13 protein-coding genes are annotated in these 16168 nt (G+C 48.8%); 8 read left to right on the top strand and 5 right to left on the bottom strand.

The features are described from left to right. Nucleotides 1-31: 31 nt before the first annotated feature. The 4 genes from atpA to EP073_RS09980 all read left to right on the top strand — a co-directional run bounded on the left by atpA (nucleotide 32) and on the right by EP073_RS09980 (nucleotide 4629). Nucleotides 32-1543: a F0F1 ATP synthase subunit alpha gene (gene atpA, locus EP073_RS09995; protein ID WP_128467007.1), complete on the top strand. Its 1512-nt coding sequence runs from the start codon at nucleotides 32-34 to the stop codon at nucleotides 1541-1543. An 11-nt stretch (nucleotides 1544-1554) separates the two neighbouring features. Further along, nucleotides 1555-2412: an ATP synthase F1 subunit gamma gene (gene atpG, locus EP073_RS09990; RefSeq protein ID WP_128467006.1), complete on the top strand. Its 858-nt coding sequence runs from the start codon at nucleotides 1555-1557 to the stop codon at nucleotides 2410-2412. 391 nt (nucleotides 2413-2803) lie between these two features. Continuing rightward, complete coding sequence (gene atpD, locus EP073_RS09985; protein ID WP_128467005.1) at nucleotides 2804-4210, top strand: F0F1 ATP synthase subunit beta; 1407 nt, start codon at nucleotides 2804-2806, stop codon at nucleotides 4208-4210. A 2-nt stretch (nucleotides 4211-4212) separates the two neighbouring features. Then, nucleotides 4213-4629 carry a F0F1 ATP synthase subunit epsilon gene (locus tag EP073_RS09980; RefSeq protein ID WP_128467004.1) on the top strand — a complete coding sequence of 139 codons (417 nt, stop codon included), beginning with the start codon at nucleotides 4213-4215 and terminating at the stop codon, nucleotides 4627-4629. A gap of 87 nt (nucleotides 4630-4716) precedes the next feature. Here the strand turns inward: EP073_RS09980 and EP073_RS09975 are convergent, their stop codons facing one another. The 3 genes from EP073_RS09975 to EP073_RS14100 form a co-directional block, all read right to left on the bottom strand. Next, entirely contained in the window at nucleotides 4717-5541 is an 825-nt protein-coding gene (locus tag EP073_RS09975; protein ID WP_128467003.1) for an AraC family transcriptional regulator, read from the bottom strand. 131 nt (nucleotides 5542-5672) lie between these two features. Beyond that, complete coding sequence (locus EP073_RS09970) at nucleotides 5673-7775, bottom strand: Lcl C-terminal domain-containing protein (protein WP_128467002.1); 2103 nt, start codon at nucleotides 7773-7775, stop codon at nucleotides 5673-5675. 147 nt (nucleotides 7776-7922) lie between these two features. Further along, nucleotides 7923-9335: a response regulator transcription factor gene (locus EP073_RS14100; RefSeq protein WP_128467001.1), complete on the bottom strand. Its 1413-nt coding sequence runs from the start codon at nucleotides 9333-9335 to the stop codon at nucleotides 7923-7925. Between the two features lie 208 nt (nucleotides 9336-9543). On the opposite strand from EP073_RS14100, the gene EP073_RS09960 reads away from it, so the two are divergent. The 3 genes from EP073_RS09960 (at nucleotide 9544) to EP073_RS09950 (ending at nucleotide 13338) form a co-directional block, all read left to right on the top strand. Continuing rightward, a complete protein-coding gene (locus tag EP073_RS09960; protein ID WP_128467000.1) occupies nucleotides 9544-10254 on the top strand; it encodes a tRNA1(Val) (adenine(37)-N6)-methyltransferase in 711 nt (236 codons plus the stop codon). Continuing rightward, nucleotides 10244-11416 (top strand): class I SAM-dependent RNA methyltransferase, encoded by a 1173-nt coding sequence (locus EP073_RS09955; protein ID WP_128466999.1) that lies wholly within the window; start codon nucleotides 10244-10246, stop codon nucleotides 11414-11416. Before EP073_RS09960 ends, EP073_RS09955 begins: the two co-directional genes overlap by 11 nt. 209 nt (nucleotides 11417-11625) lie before the next feature. After that, nucleotides 11626-13338, top strand: a complete 1713-nt coding sequence (locus EP073_RS09950) for a methyl-accepting chemotaxis protein (protein WP_128466998.1) — start codon at nucleotides 11626-11628, stop codon at nucleotides 13336-13338. A 664-nt stretch (nucleotides 13339-14002) separates the two neighbouring features. Here EP073_RS09950 and EP073_RS09945 read toward each other — a convergent pair. Beyond that, nucleotides 14003-14350, bottom strand: coding sequence for a winged helix-turn-helix transcriptional regulator (locus EP073_RS09945; RefSeq protein WP_128466997.1), 348 nt, complete (start codon nucleotides 14348-14350; stop codon nucleotides 14003-14005). 162 nt (nucleotides 14351-14512) lie between these two features. Between EP073_RS09945 and EP073_RS09940 the strand changes: the two genes are divergently transcribed. Beyond that, complete coding sequence (locus EP073_RS09940; RefSeq protein WP_128466996.1) at nucleotides 14513-15136, top strand: NAD(P)-dependent oxidoreductase; 624 nt, start codon at nucleotides 14513-14515, stop codon at nucleotides 15134-15136. Between the two features lie 34 nt (nucleotides 15137-15170). Here the strand turns inward: EP073_RS09940 and EP073_RS09935 are convergent, their stop codons facing one another. Further along, complete coding sequence (locus EP073_RS09935) at nucleotides 15171-16142, bottom strand: SLAC1 anion channel family protein (protein WP_164885332.1); 972 nt, start codon at nucleotides 16140-16142, stop codon at nucleotides 15171-15173. Nucleotides 16143-16168: the final 26 nt, after the last annotated feature.

The raw sequence follows: 16168 nt of genomic DNA, 5'->3' as shown, positions 1-16168 counted from the left end.
AATACAAGATCAATAATAAGGAGTTTGGCTGATGCAGATCAAAGCTGAAGAGATAAGCCAGATCATCAGAGACCAGATCAAAAACTTTGACCAGAAAGTAGAAATGCAGGAGGTCGGTACCGTAATCACCGCCGGTGATGGTATCGCAAAAGTTTACGGTCTTGATAAGGCTATGGCCGGAGAGCTTGTTGAGTTTCCCGGCGGAGTATTCGGCATTGTTTTCAACCTTGAGGAAGACAATGTCGGTATCGTTATCATGGGTGAGTACTCACACATCCGTGAAGGAGATACAGTAAAGCGTACAGGGCAGATCGCATCTGTTCCGGTGGGCAGAGCTCTTGTAGGAAGGGTTGTTAACCCCCTCGGACAGCCCATTGACGGTAAAGGACCCATTGAAACGACTGAAATGGACTTTATCGAAAAAATCGCCCCCGGTATAGTTGACAGACAGTCTGTTCACGAACCCCTCCAGACAGGTATCAAGGCTATCGATGCCATGATCCCCATCGGACGCGGGCAGAGGGAGCTTATCATCGGCGACCGTCAGACAGGTAAAACCGCAGTCGCTATCGATACAATAATCAACCAGAAGGGTCAGAACGTTACATGCGTTTATGTCGCAATCGGTCAGAAACGCTCCACAGTCGCAAGGGTGGTTGACACTCTTGAGAAACACGGCGCCATGGACTACACCATTGTCGTGGCTGCGACAGCTTCCGATCCTGCGCCCCTTCAGTTCATCGCGCCTCTTGCGGGAACAACAATGGGCGAATACTTCAGAGACAGAGGCGAGCATGCGCTTCTGATATATGATGACCTTTCCAAGCAGGCTACAGCCTACAGGCAGATGTCACTTCTCCTGAGACGTCCTCCCGGACGTGAGGCTTACCCCGGCGACGTTTTCTACCTTCACTCAAGACTTCTTGAAAGGGCGGCAAAATTCAGCAAGGAAAAAGGCGCCGGCTCTCTTACTGCTCTTCCTATAATTGAAACTCAGGCGGGCGACGTTTCGGCGTATATCCCCACAAACGTTATTTCAATTACGGACGGACAGATCTACCTTGAAACAAACCTGTTTTACTCAGGTATCAGACCCGCGGTTAACGTTGGTCTCTCAGTTTCAAGGGTTGGCGGTTCAGCGCAGATTAAAGCGATGAAACAGGTTGCGGGGCGTCTCAGACTTGACCTCGCCCAGTTCCGTGAGCTTGCTGCTTTCGCTCAGTTCGGCTCAGATCTTGACGCAGCCACTCAGGCGCAGCTTAAAAGAGGTGAGAAGCTTGTTGAGATACTCAAACAGGCTCAGTATGTTCCCGTTCCCGTTGAGGAGCAGGTTGCAGTCATCTTCTGCGGTGTTAACGGTCTGCTTGACGATGTACCCACTGCCGCTCTCGGCAAGTTTGAGAAAGAGTTCGTTTCTTTCCTCAAGAACAGCAAAGGCGACATACTTAACAGCATAAGAACAGAAAAGGCTCTCTCAAACGAGCTTACCGATAAACTTAAAGGCGCTGTCGAAGAATTTAAAAAGATGTTCGCCGCTGGCTAAGGAGCTTTTAGATGGCCGGAACCAGTGATATAAAACGCAAAATAGCATCCGTAAAGAACACGCAGAAAATTACGAAAGCCATGAAAATGGTTTCCGCTGCGAAGATGCGCCGCGCGCAGGACGCCATGGCAGCCGCCAGACCCTTTGCCCGCAAGATTACGGAGATGGTGCACGATGTTGCTCAGCGAGCTAACCCCGAGCTCCACCCGTTTCTCTCTGGCAATGAAAATGCGGATACTATAGGTCTTATAGTCGTGACGAGCGACAGAGGACTTTGCGGCGCTTTCAACAACAATATTCTGAAAGCCGTGTCCAGATTCGCTTCCGAGCATCCGGGCAAAAAGGTTAAGCTTGTTTGTATCGGCAAGAAAGCCTACGAATTTTTCAGAAAGAGAAACTTTGATATAATTGAAAAATATGCCGATTTCGCAGGCAAGGTTCTTTTCAGTGACGCGGTGGGTATAGCCGATGTTGTTGTGGAGCAGTATCTTAACAGCGGTATAAGTGATGTTTATGTACTTTATAACGAGTTCAGATCAACAGCTTCCCAGACACCCGTTACGGAAAAACTGCTTCCCCTGAAGGTTGAGGAAGCGGGCGAGCAGCTTGTGGAGTACATCTACGAGCCCAAGCCGGAAATGCTCCTCAACGAACTTATGCCCAGATACATCCGCTACAAGATTTTTCAGGCACTGCTTGAATCCACAGCGGGTGAGCACGGCGCAAGGATGATGGCTATGGACAATGCGTCCAGAAACGCATCCGACATGATCGGCAAGCTGACACTCACTTACAACAAAGTGCGTCAGGCTTCAATCACCAATGAGATTCTTGACATCGTGAACGGTGCTGAGGCTCTCAACGGTTAAAAGGTACAGGATGTACCTTCGCCGTGCGCAGCGAAGCCGTGTTTACCACGGCGCGAGCGTGTAGCACAAAAACACAGGACGTTGTTTTTGTGCCGTTAAAACAGGAGATTCTTGACATCGTGAACGGTGCTGAGGCTCTCAACAGTTAAAAGGTACAGATAGAAGAAAGAGCAGGCTTCCTTCCAAGGCACACTGATGTGCCCGCGGAACGAACCGGAGCAGAGTATTCTGCAAGGTTCCAGTGAAGCGAGAGCAGCAAGGAGCTTTGCTCTGCTGACTGCGAGTGAGAAAACCGCAGCTTAGGTTCCAGCGGTTTCTGTTCCGAGCTTGCTGAAAAAAACTACAGGATGTAAGTTTTTACGAACTATCGATATATTGGGGTGAATCAACAATGGCAAATAATGTTGGTAAAATTGTTCAGGTAATCGGCCCTGTTGTGGACGTGAAGTTTGCCCCCGGCAACCTTCCTCATATCTACAACGCCATCGAGATTACCGATAAAAACGGAAGAGTGATTGTCTGCGAGGTTGAACAGCACCTCGGAGAAGACACTGTCCGCAGTGTTGCCATGACATCCACAGAAGGTCTTATGAGAGGCACTGACGTGGTTGACACCGGAAAAGCTATAGCCGCTCCGGTGGGCAAAGGCGCGCTTGGACGTATCCTTAACGTTACGGGACAGCCCGTTGACGAAAAAGGACCTGTGGACGCAGATGATTACTGGCCTATCCACAGACCCGCTCCCACAATGGATGAGCAGGACACAAACTATGAGATCCTTGAAACGGGAATCAAAGTTATCGACCTCCTTGAACCCTACACAAAGGGCGGTAAAACCGGTCTTTTCGGCGGTGCGGGAGTTGGTAAAACGGTTCTTATCATGGAGCTTATCAACAACATCGCTAAACAGCACGGCGGTTATTCCGTCTTCGCCGGAGTCGGTGAAAGAACAAGGGAAGGTAACGACCTTTACGCTGAGATGATGGAATCAGGCGTTATTGATAAAGTTGCACTGGTGTACGGTCAGATGAACGAGCCCCCCGGAGCGAGGATGAGAGTCGCGCTTACAGGTCTTACAATCGCGGAATATTTCCGTGATGTGCAGGGACAGGACGTTCTTCTGTTCGTGGACAACATCTTCCGTTTTTCTCAGGCCGGTTCAGAAGTGTCCGCACTTCTCGGACGTATGCCTTCAGCGGTTGGCTATCAGCCTACGCTGGGTACGGAGATGGGTGAGCTTCAGGAGAGGATTACCTCTACTAAAAAGGGTTCAATCACATCTGTTCAGGCAGTTTACGTTCCCGCGGATGACCTTACTGACCCTGCTCCCGCTACTACATTCGCACACCTTGACGCGACTACGGTTCTTTCACGTCAGATTGCGGAACTCGGCATCTACCCTGCGGTTGACCCCCTTGACTCAACATCAAGGATTCTTGATCCCAATATCGTAGGTCAGGATCACTATGACACTGCAAGATCTGTTCAGGCAGTTCTCCAGAGATATAAAGAACTTCAGGACATCATTGCGATTCTCGGTATGGAAGAGCTTACTGAGCAGGATAAGCTCACAGTTTCAAGGGCAAGAAAGATACAGAGATTCCTTTCTCAGCCTTTCCATGTTGCAGAGCAGTTTACGGGTCTTGCGGGCAAATACGTTCCGCTTAACGAGACCATCGAAAGCTTTAAAAAGATACTCGCGGGCGACTGCGACAGTCTTCCTGAGCAGGCTTTCTACCTTGTAGGAAACCTTGATGAGGTTTACGAGAAGGCGGAGAAACTTAAGAAGGGTGCATAATCATGGCTGATATGATAAGGCTTGAGCTGGTTACTCCTGAGCGTCTGCTTCTCAGCGAGGATGTGGAAGAAGTTATAGTTCCGGGTGTCGAGGGCGACCTTGGCATTCTGCCCGGGCACACTCCGCTTCTCTCCGCTCTGCGTGTAGGGGAAATGACGTACAGGAAAGGCGGCAAAAACGAATATGTCGCTATTGAAGGAGGCGGTCTCATTGAGATCAGCTCCGACAAGGTTATTGTTCTCGCCGATGCCGCTGAGCTTGGTCGTGAAATTAACCTTCAGGAAGCCATCGAACGCAAGCTTCAGGCTGAAAGCGCTCTGAAAAACGAGCGTCAGCAGGATGCACAGAACTTCAGAAACATGGAAGCGAGACTTAAAGTTGAGCTTACCAAAATTAATATTGCTGAAAAATATAAGTAATAGAAAAAGGGGCGGCAAACACCGCCCCTTTTTTATAAAACCCCTGTCCAGCAATATCTTACATTCATCGATGCTGTCTGTTTTTTTCTACTCACCTGTTGAAAACGTTTTCATGTACTGACCGGGTGTAAGTCCTGTGAATTTTTTGAAAACATTGGAAAAGTGACTCTGATCACTGAAACCTGTTTCAAGAGCTGTGTCTACCAGAGAAACCCCTTCTTTAAGCATTTTCTTTGATTTATCGATTCTTACGGTGCTGAGATAGCCGTAGGGTGAGATGCCGTTTTGTCTGGTGAATGAGCGCAGCAGATGGAATTTGCTCATTCCCGAGAGCCTGCTGAGTTCATCGAGGCTGATGTTCCTAGAATAATTTTCTTCAAGGTATCCGCAAACAAGCTTTGAGGCTTTGCTTCGGTGAACATTTGCGGCAGTTGATGCCTTCACCGCGTATTCTTCAATGAGCCGTGCAATGAAAAGAAGAAAGGTCTCTTCCTTTATAAGATCATTTTCTCCGTTCATAATCATCATGTGCAGTTCCGCAAGCTTGGGCGCAAGAGCACTGCGGCAAACCATCGGTTCATCGAATACCGGAAACCGCTCACTGCCGGTAATTTCTGAGACACATTTTTTCATGACTTCCGGCAGAATGTTAAGGCATTTGTAATTAAGGGGTTCATCATTGATCTGTTCGCAGGCGTGATTGTCCTTAGGGTTCAGAAGAATCAGATCTCCTTCACTTATGATGTAGGAGCAGTTATTGCAGAGCATCCGCCGTTTGCCTTCGCTTATGAAGCCGATCACGTAATAGTCATGGAAGTGGTTCGGGAATTTCTGCATAATTCCCTGAAAGTTGTAGGCTTCAATATTCAGATCGGCGTCATATGTTATATTTCTGATCTCTTTCTGCTTCATGCCAATATGTATAGCATATTTTTATGAGGAATCTTGCATGATATTGCTCACTGCGCGGAAATTTTTATAAGATGTTTACAGGTTTCAAAAAAAAGGTGCCGCACCCCGTGAGAGGTGCGGCGCTTATCTGTTTACTCAGTCATGTCATGTACGCAGCGGATATAGAAAGAATCTGTATATGGGCTTATATCTGCTGTACCGTCATCGAAGGAGACTCTCCACGCCGTGGTAACTGCATGACCTGTTGAAGACCAGTAGGACGAGGGGTATGTGTTTTCAAAAACAGAGTAAACGGCAGGACTGTATGTGCCGTAGTCTATAATTGTGTGCAGCTCCCTGATATTAGGCAGCCTCCAGCCGCTGTAAGCGCCAAGTGTCAGAGCTTCGCAGTAATTAATTGCATCCTGCCACGCCAGAAAAGTTGTTTCCGCCTCTTCATCATCCTGCCACATAAGACCCGCCGCGGCATCCGTGACTATATCATTGTCTCTGGTGAAGCTGCTTTGCAGCTCATCGCCCCTTACGCAGCGAACAAAATATGAGCCGTCCATGTATGAGAACCGCTGACCGCTGGTGAAAAGCAAAATAAGCAGATCGCCCGGGTTTTGAGCGGCAAGAGTAGATGACAGGTAAGAGGATGAAAGAAAATATGAGTTCGGGGCAGTATTCTGGAAGATCGGATCGATTGTCGGTTCATTTCTTCCGTAGTCGACTATCGATTCAAGTTCACGGAAGCTGGGCACTCTCCAGTCGTCATAACCGCCGAGAGTGAGGTTATCGCAGTAGCTCACTGCCTGCGACAGTGTCTTTCTGGCTGCATCGTCCCCTGCATCCGTATCATCCTGCCACATAAACCCTGTTGCATTGTCTGACACTATATCATTTGCTCTGGTGTAGTCCGGAGCGGCGCCCAAACCGTACCAGCCATCGTCATAATCGGCGTAGCTTGCTGTCTGACCTGTCTGTTTAACGGTAAACACGGGAATGGGCTCCACTGTTATGCTGAAAGCTGCTAGGGAGTCGGTTGCCCCGTGGTTGTCCGATACGGTGATAATTATGCTGCTTACAGTGCCTGCGTCTCCGGAGGTCGGCGTGCCTGAAAGTATGCCTGTCGAACTGTTTATACTAAGCCAAGCGGGGAGTGTGATATTTACGCTGAAAGTCAGCGTGTCTCCCGTGTCGGCATCGCTTGCAGTGGGTATAAAGCTGTACGGGGAACCGACGGTTACAGTGACGGCAGGCGTACCGCTTATTGTAGGAGCGGTGTTCAGGCGATTAACGGTTATGCTGAAAGCGGTAAGGGAGTCAGAACCGCCGTGTCCGTCAGATACGTTAATAATTATATTGCTGATCGTTCCCTCATCGCTGTTTGAGGGTGTTCCGGTGAGCGCTCCGGTGGATGTGCTGAAGCTCAGCCAAGCAGGAAGAGTAAGGTTTATGCTGAATACGAGATTATCACTGTCAGCGTCATTTGCCGTGGGGGTGAAGCTGTATGCTGAACCTGCTGTTATGGCTGTCTGCGGTGTTCCTGATATTTCGGGAGCAGTATTGGCGGAATTAACCGTTATGCCGAAAGGCAGCATGTAGTCGTACCCGCCTTTACTGTCGAAAGCGGATATAACAATGCCGTTGTGGGTTGCCGCTGTCTGCGGTGTTCCGCTGAGGGTTCCCGTCGCGTTGTCAAATTCTGCCCATGAGGGCTTGTTTGCGATGCGAAAGGTCAGCGGGTCACTGTCAGCGTCAAATGATACCGGTGTGAAGCTGTATGCGGTGCCGGCGGTCACTCCGGTCTGCGGAGTGCCGCTTATCACCGGAGCCGTGTTGCCGACCGGACGTGTCTCTGTTCTGTTCAATCCCACAAGGGAACCGGAGTTTCCCCCGCTGTTCCATGTGCCTGTTATTGTGCCCGAACTCAGATTAAAAATAAAAGAAATGTCCCCAACCGCTCTCAGGGATGAAAAGGCAGTGATACCGTCAACTAAGGCATTGCCCGAGCTGTCGACACTGCCGGTGAGAGCATAGGAATTATTATGATCCTCCGCAATGCCGGAAATATCACCCTCATTGTTTACGGTAAATTCCCATAAGCCGGAAATTGACGGGCTTGAATATACACCTGTGTAGTAACCTTTGTAAAGGTGTTCAGCAGACTGTTTGCTGCCTGAGCTGCCCCCGCAGCCTGTAAGCAGAGCAGTTAGCAGAACCGCCGCAAAAACCGATAATAGTCTTTTCATTTCTATTCCCTCCGATATTTTAACTGACTAGTATATTTTAGAAAACTTGAAGGGAAAAAACATCGACCGAAAGGATGAAAATATGAAAGGACAGACTAGTCCTAAAGTATTAGAAGGCTTTCCCGCACAGGGTTTACAGATTTCAGGCTAATTATTTATTTTATTTTTAAGGAGGATGCTGAACAGCTCCGATCTGCTGTTAACGCTGTATTTGGAAAAAATGTTCCGTGTGTGGGTTTTCACGGTGCTCTCGCTGATAAACAGATCGTCGGCTATGATTTTATTGGATTTACCCGCAAGGAGAAGCTGTAAAACCTCCAGCTCACGGCTTGTCAGCGGTTCTATGGTGCGGTTTTGTTCGGCTGCGGATTTGTGTTCATAATCAGTCATGCTCTCCTCATCCGATAAATAAGCATGTTTCTTAAGCAGAGCAACGAGGGTGCGGTTCAGGGGCGGCAGCATGGCAAGGGTGACGCATACCACAGACAGAGCTATCACAACTATTTCGGCATCAGAAAGATGAGCGGAGGTCACCGCCATGCCTATGGTGCCTCCCAAAAGAATACCGAGTACATTGGCGGAAAGCCCTATACCGAAGGTCTTGGCAGGATTATCAGTGTAATCAAGGATTTCTCCGATAATACTCCACCAGAACAGATCAAAAATTCCGAAGGCGCCGAGCATAAGCGTGTTGACAATCAGATAGTCGGCAGCGTTTCTGCCCAGCAGCATGAAGCAGATGAAGGAGGCTCCAAGAGTCGCCATGCCTACATATAAAACTGCGGAGCGCTTCATTTTTGAAGAAAAGTTGCGCATAACTGCCAGAGCCGCAATATAAGGCACAGCCCAGTACAGGCTCGCCAGTTCAGAGAGATGGGCAAAAGCCGGATTAACAACCTGATACATAAGACCCGAGTTGATGGTTATCACGAAAATAAAAAGATACAGCATCATCATGGGCTTCTTTGTATCTTTATCATGCTTGATTTTTCTTCTCTCAGCTTCGGGCTTTTCGTTATTTACATTCAGTGTCAGCACCGCTGCCATTCCGGCGGACAGGCAGAGCAAGGCGAGAGCCAGTCCCGCAAAGGGGGATATGCGGACTGCTGTGACGTTTATTATGATCATCAGTATGTTGGAGTAGATCAGCAGATCGGCGCATGACTTTAAACGCTGGTTTTTAGGGGTGAAAATTCTGAGAAAATATCCCCATGACGCTATTGCGCAGCCGGAGGCGTAGCTCGCGGCAAGCAGACCTGTCAGCCAGAAAACGGAAGGGGAGAAGAAAAAAGGAACAGTGACAAACAGGCAGACCAGCATTCCCGTTATTATGGCGTATTTTGCCTGCGCAGGTGTTCTCACAAAATAACCGCATGAAAACAGCCCTGCAAACTGTGCGAGTATAGCGGTTAATACGTAATGACCTGTTTCCGCGCCGAAGTGCTCAGTCAGACTGTAAAACACCTGTCCTTCAAAGAGAAATGACAGGGTATATGAAAACATCAGCGCAAACCCTGTATTTGAGATTATGCGGCTGTCTGCTGTCTTTAATATATTCATCAGTTCTGTCCGCTTTATATTATGTATGTGTGAGTTAACAAAATGCCGCTAAAATGTTTTCCGGCTGAACCGCCGATGTTTGATATTCTATTATGTATTTCATGGTCTTGTACAGTGTAAACCTTATCGGGGTGTTAAGCATCTGTTTTTATATATGAATATGTAAAAACCGTTTCAAGAAAACCGGATTTGCATTAATATACCCTGCATGAATAAAACCTACGACTCCATTGTCCGCAGGGACATAGTAATATGCCAGCCGAAGGAGGGATTCCGCTTTTCCGTGGATGCCGTGATGCTGGCTGATTTCGTTAAACCTTCATCGAAAGCAAAAACAATAGACATAGGCAGCGGCAGCGGGGTGATTGCTGCTTTGCTTGCAAAAGTCAAAGGCTGCACTGACATTGATGCCCTTGAATTGCAGGAGAATATGTTCTCCTGCCTCACTGAGACTGTTGAAATTAATGGTCTGGAAGACATAGTTAAGCCTGTTCAGGGTGATCTGCGGATATACAGACCCGATTTTCATTATGATGCTGCGGTCTGCAACCCGCCGTACAGGAAGGAAAGCTCCGGCAAAATACCGCCGACGCTCACGGAGAGAACGGCAAGGTTCAATGAAACCATGACTCTTGACGATCTGTTCGGGTTCTGCAAAAGCTTCCTGAAATCAGGCGGCAGTCTGTCCATCTGCATAGACAGTGACTTGCTGGCGGACGTTTTTGTCACGGCAAGAAAAAACAGGCTCGAACCCAAACGGATGCGTCTTGTCCATCCGGACGGACAAACGGTGGCAAGAACGGCATTAATAGAATTCAGAAGAGACGGCAGGGCGGAACTGGTGACGGAACCGCCGCTTATTATGAGAATTAACGGCGAATATACAGAAGAGATGAGGAGAATTACAGGTGCGCTTTGAAACAGAAATAAGAGACACGGCATACGGCGGATACGGCATAGGAACCTTCACAGACGGAAGAACAGCCTTCATCCCGTTTGCAGTTGAGGGTGACAGGGTTGTTGCCGAAATGACGGAAGATAAAAAAAGCTTCATTTACGCCAATCTTGTGGAGGTCATTACACCTTCCGCCAAGCGCGGCGAAAAGTACTGTCCGCATATAGGCATATGCGGCGGATGCTCCTTCGGGCATATCGACTATGAGGCGCAGAAGGAGATCAAGGTCAGAATCGTGCGTCAGGCTTTCAGAAATGTAAAGTGCGGCGTTCCCTCAGAAGCGGTTTCCGGCGAGAAGCTCCGCTACAGAAACAGAGTGACGTTTAAGGTTAAGGGCGGCAAACTAGGTTTTTATGCTTTCAAAAGCCGTGATTTCATCGAAGTCGGCGACTGTCCGCTGGTGAGTGAAACCCTTGTGGCTAAATGCAGCGAGTTCGCCGCGGCGAATGTCTGTGACGAAATATACGAACTCTACGCCGTGGAGAACGGCAAAGGCGGATTTCTTGCCTCAGTCAAGGGGATCGAATCTGATGATGTTAAGTTCGTGGCTTTTGACGGAATATCCGGCAAGGACTTTGTCATCGGCGAAGAGTATATGGAACTTGATACCCCGCTGGGAGCCGTGCTGATCGGCGGTGACAGTTTCCTCCAGAGCAACAGGTTTCTCATGGGCGAGCTCCAGAAAAAAGCGGTGAACGCAGCAGGGGTGAACGCCCTTGAGCTGTACTGCGGAAGCGGATTCTTCACCATCGGTCTGGCGGATAAGTTTCGCTCCGTGACTGCGGTTGAGATCTCCAAAGAAGCGATCAGGCTCGGGCAGAAGCTTGAGCTTGCAAATGTAAGATGGGTTGCCGGGGATGTGACAAAGTTTATCAAAACCTCCAAAGGCAGGTTTGATCATGTGCTTGCGGATCCTCCACGTACAGGGCTTGAAAAAAGCGTTGTGGGATTTATAAGGGAGAAGAAACCCACAACCGTGACCTATGTTTCGTGCAATCCCACCACCCTCGCGCGGGATGTGGCGAAGCTTCAGAATATGTATGATATTAAGGACTTTACCATTATGGATATGTTCCCCGGAACCCACCATGTGGAGTGTGTGGTCTGTCTTGCCCTGAAAAGCTGATTGAAATGAAAACTGCTGAAAAACATGAATAATATTTAAAAAGCTGCCGATATAATAATCAGAGATGTGTCCGGCTGGGCATATCGTCAGAAATGCGAAGCCGGAGACGGGGTTTCTGTAAATGGATAATTATTGTATTTATATCCTGAAATGGTAGAATGCCTTAAATACAGGGTTGATAATGATTATTACCCTGAAGGAAGATATGAATGAAAATCAGCCAGAAACTGTCAATTATCATTTTTCTGATTGTGTTCTTCGGAATGAGTGCTCTTTTCTACGGAAGCTACATCAAGCAGAAAAATGACTGGATCAACTTTGAGGTCTCCAAAGCGAGAGCTCTTGTGCTTGAAGCCGAAGCAGTGAGAGAGGCTATAGCTGATGCCGGAAGAGCCGGTGTTTATGACTATGAAACTGCGCGGAGCAGCGTGGACAAGTTTCTTCACACTGTGCCTATCGCAGTGGCGATGAATGTTCTCAAAGCAAAGGCGGACGAAATAGGCGTTAAGATGAAGGTTCCCAAGGTTTCACCCCGAAATCCGGTTAACGAGCCCGATAAAACCGACCTCGAAGTTCTTGATATGTTTACCCGCAACGATAAAGGAACGGGCAGCACTCCGGAGCATTTCATAATAGATAAGGAACTGGACGCTATCCGTTATTACAAGGCAGTGCGTCTCACCAAGGAGTGCGAGATCTGTCACGGTGACCCTGCCACATCCATGGAACTCTGGGGCAACGATCAGGGCATTGACCCCACAGGGGTGAGGATGGAAAACTGGCGTGAAGGGGAGATCCACGGAGCCTTTGAGGTGATGATTCCTCTCTCACCCATTATATCCGGCGCACGGATGGACGCTTTCCGCAATTATCTTGCGCTGCTTGTGGTTATAGGCATACTGCTTGTGCTTGTTATCATGGTTAACAGGCTTCTGATCTTCCTTCCCCTGAAGGATGTCAACAAACGGCTTGCCACCATAGCCGCGGGTGATTTCAGTGTTAAGCTTGAAATCAGGCGGAATGACGAGATAGGCGAAGTATACACATCACTCAGCAAAACAAGCGATTCCGTGCGCGATGTTCTTTATACCGTTATGGAATCAGTCAACAACCTTGCGTCAACCTCCGCAGAGCTTTCCAGCACCTCCGAGCATATAGCCCAAGGCGCTGTAGCTCAGGCTGAAGAGGCGTCTGCTACAGCTTCCGCCGTGGAAGAGGTGAACGCCACTGTCCTTGAGGTGTCTCAGAATGCCAGAAACGTTGCCGGAAGCGCCGAAAACGCAAAGCATTCCGTTGAGGACAGCCATAAGATAGTCCGCCAGACTAAGATGATGATGGAAAAAATAGCCGAAGCAGTCATGGAAACAGAGGCTACCGTGAGGGAACTCGGCAAGTCCAGTGAGCAGATTGGGCTCATTGTTCAGGTTATTGATGAAATAGCAGACCAGACAAACCTTCTTGCTCTTAACGCCGCAATTGAAGCGGCAAGAGCAGGCGAGCACGGCAGAGGTTTTGCCGTTGTCGCCGATGAGGTGCGTAAGTTGGCAGAGAAAACAACCACCGCTACCAAGCAGATAGCGGAAATGATACAGCATATTCAGGCGGATACGGGCGGTGCGGTTGCCGGAATGCGTGAAGGCGTGGAAAAGGTCGATGCAGGCAAGCAAAAGGCTGAGGAAGCCGCCGAATCCCTTGATAAAACCCTCAGAGAGGTTGAAAACGTTTCCGGTGAGGTTACGCTTATCGCCCGCGCAACGGACGAACAGGCAGGCGCTATGGATATGATGACCAGAAGCATTGAAAACATTTCCAATGTGACAAAAGACAACTCCGTAGCCGCATCCGAGTCTGCGGAGGCAGTTGAGCAGTTGAGCAGGCTTGCGGCAGATTTGCAGGCGCTGATAGCCAGATTTAAGCTGTAAAATGAAAGGGGAGCGAAGGCTCCCTCTGATTCAAAGTCTTTGTTGTGCTTATGCTGTGTCACTGCGGGGAGCGCAGCGACGTGGCAGTCTCTGAATATATAGAGAGTCCCAAGGATGGGACTGCGCCGTGCGAAGCGAAGGCGGGTTCATCCCGCCGCGAGCGTGTACATCAAACTGACAGGATGTGCAGTTTGATGTTATTGAATGAGAGATTGCTTCACCTTTTCAGGGTTCGCAATGACGCAAAACAGTCCCAAGGACAGGGACTGCGCCGTGCGAAGCGAAGGCGGGTTCATCCCGCCGCGAGCGTGTACATCAAACTGACAGGATGTACAGTTTGATGTTATTGAATGAGAGATTGCTTCACCCTTTCAGGGTTCGCAATGACGCAAAACAGTCCCAAGGATGGGACTGCGCCGTGCGAAGCGAAGGCGGGTTCATCCCGCCGCGAGCGTGTACATCAAACTGACAGGATGTGCAGTTTGATGTTATTGAATGAGAGATTGCTTCACCCTTTCAGGGTTCGCAATGACGCAAAACAGTCCCAAGGACAGGGACTGCGCCGTGCGAAGCGAAGGCGGGTTCATCCCGCCGCGAGCGTGTACATCAAACTGACAGGATGTACAGTTTGATGTTATTGAATGAGAGATTGCTTAGTCCCCGCTTATTCCGTATAAGTAACGGCTTCTCCTTTATTCAGAAAAATACCTGCCCAGTTGTTTATGCTGTCCATGATTCCGGAAAGCTCCTGTCCCTGCTCCGTAAGTGAATATTCCACAGCGGGCGGAACGGTGGGGAAAACCGTACGGCTGATCAGTCCGCCGTTCTCCAACGCCCTGAGATTATCCGCCAGAACCTTAGAGCTCACTCCTGCAAGCTCCTTTTTAAGCTCTGAAAACCGTTTAGGGCTGCCGCTGAGACTGAGGATTATACCTGTCCTCCACTTGCCTTTTATGATCTCGGCAAAGCAGTTGAAGGGGCATTCAAATTCCTTGAAGTTAAACACAAACATTCATCGTACCTCTGTGCGCTTATATAAAAATTATGACCGCAAACAGACCGAAGTCAACACTCAATACAAAAGTAACCTTAAGGTAACCTGATAATAAAATAGTGCCGTCTTACATTCCTGACGCATCGTGCGTATATTAGCAGAAAAGAGCAGGAGGATATTATGAAAATAGCGGTAATAGGCGCAGCAGGGAAAGCCGGATCAAAAATAGCGGCTGAGGCAAAAGCCAGAGGACACGCGGTTACGGCGGTTGTCCGCAATAGGGCTAAGCTTGCGGACAAATCACTGAATGTAATAGAAAAAGACCTTTTCAAGCTCACAGCGGAGGAACTCGGCGGTTTTGACGCTGTGGTTAATGCCTTTGCGGATTTCACTGCGGAGGAGAACCTGTTTCTTAAATCTGCCGAGCATCTTGTCGGAGAGACAAAAAAAAGCGGCAAACAGCCGTACCTTTTCTTTGTGGGCGGCGCAGGCACTCTCATGGTAGACGGTAAAGAGATTTACACTCTTCCCGATTTCCCGGCGGCTTATTACCCTGTGGCGTCAAAAATGGCGAAGGCTATTGAATACCTTCAGACAGTCAGTGATGTTAACTGGATTTTCCTCAGCCCCTCTGCGGAGTTTATAGACGGAGAGAAAAAAGGCGCTTTCAGGATCGGCGGTGATGAGCTTCTGGTGGATAAAGACGGCAACAGCAGCATCACCACAGGTGATTACGCAACGGCAGTTCTGGATGAGCTGGAAGCTCCCAAACACATCAGAAAACGCTTCACCGTGGGTTATTGAATAAGTGCAGGGCAGGCTGATCAGCCTGCCTCCGCTATTCCGGTACGCAGATTTTTCCGTCTGCCGCCGCTGTTATTGTCTTATAGATAACCGTAAGCACAACTGCGACAGTCATAGTCAGGAAAATAACAGCCAGCCCTTTAAAGAAGACATAACCGGTAATTTTGTACATAAGCAGGGTTGAGATAGTGAGCGCGTCCATGGGGAAGGTGTATGCCCACCATGAAACAAAAAACGGAACCTTCCTGAACTGGCGGAACATGCTGAACAGCATGAACGCCGTGAACAGTCCGAAGTAGTAGAGCACACGGGCAAAGGAATCGAGGCTTCCGGTGAGCTTCACATAGGCGAGGAAACCCACTGCCGGAGGCGCTATGAGAATGAACAGCGTGGGAAGGAACTTCGCCATAAGCTGTTCATGAAAAATGAGTCTGTAGAACACTATAGCGAACAGCACAATCCACAGTATGATCCCAACGGAGAAGAAGAACCAGCTTATCTCAATGTTCGCGTGGGTTACTCCCGCGACAGGAACGAGTATGTTTCCCACAACAGGGATGAACCATGCGGGGTTTTTGGTCTGCACCTTAAAATCGCTGAAAAACCAGATGTTAAGTATGACAAACGTAAAGCTGATGTGAACCAGCGCGCCGATGTGCCAAAGAGCGGAGGAGAGCGGCTGGTAAACGCCATCGTAGCCTATGCTTAAAAGGAGCATGGATATTGATATTGTGGGGAAGAAGTTGATTCTCACCGGATGGCGGAACTCCTCCTTTACTTCTTCGGGGTATTTATAAAGCTTAAGAATGTATACACTCAGAATGAAGAAAAACCAGACAGTCACTCCGAACAGGATGAACTGTCCCGCATATGTATGGGCGTGCATTATATGGTCAAACCTTAAGAAGGCTATGGCGAGTCCCGTAAGCCCCATCACAGTCGCAAAAAGGGTTATTGGGAAGTATCTTAATCTGCTGCCGGAAACGGCATGCACTGCTTCGGACATTTCGATCTCCATTGAAGTATATATTC

It is taken from the genome of Geovibrio thiophilus (genome assembly GCF_004087915.1).
Lineage (GTDB): Bacteria > Chrysiogenota > Deferribacteres > Deferribacterales > Geovibrionaceae > Geovibrio > Geovibrio thiophilus.
Note: the sequence above shows the minus strand (reverse complement) of the source record. Positions and strands in the feature narration are given on the sequence as shown.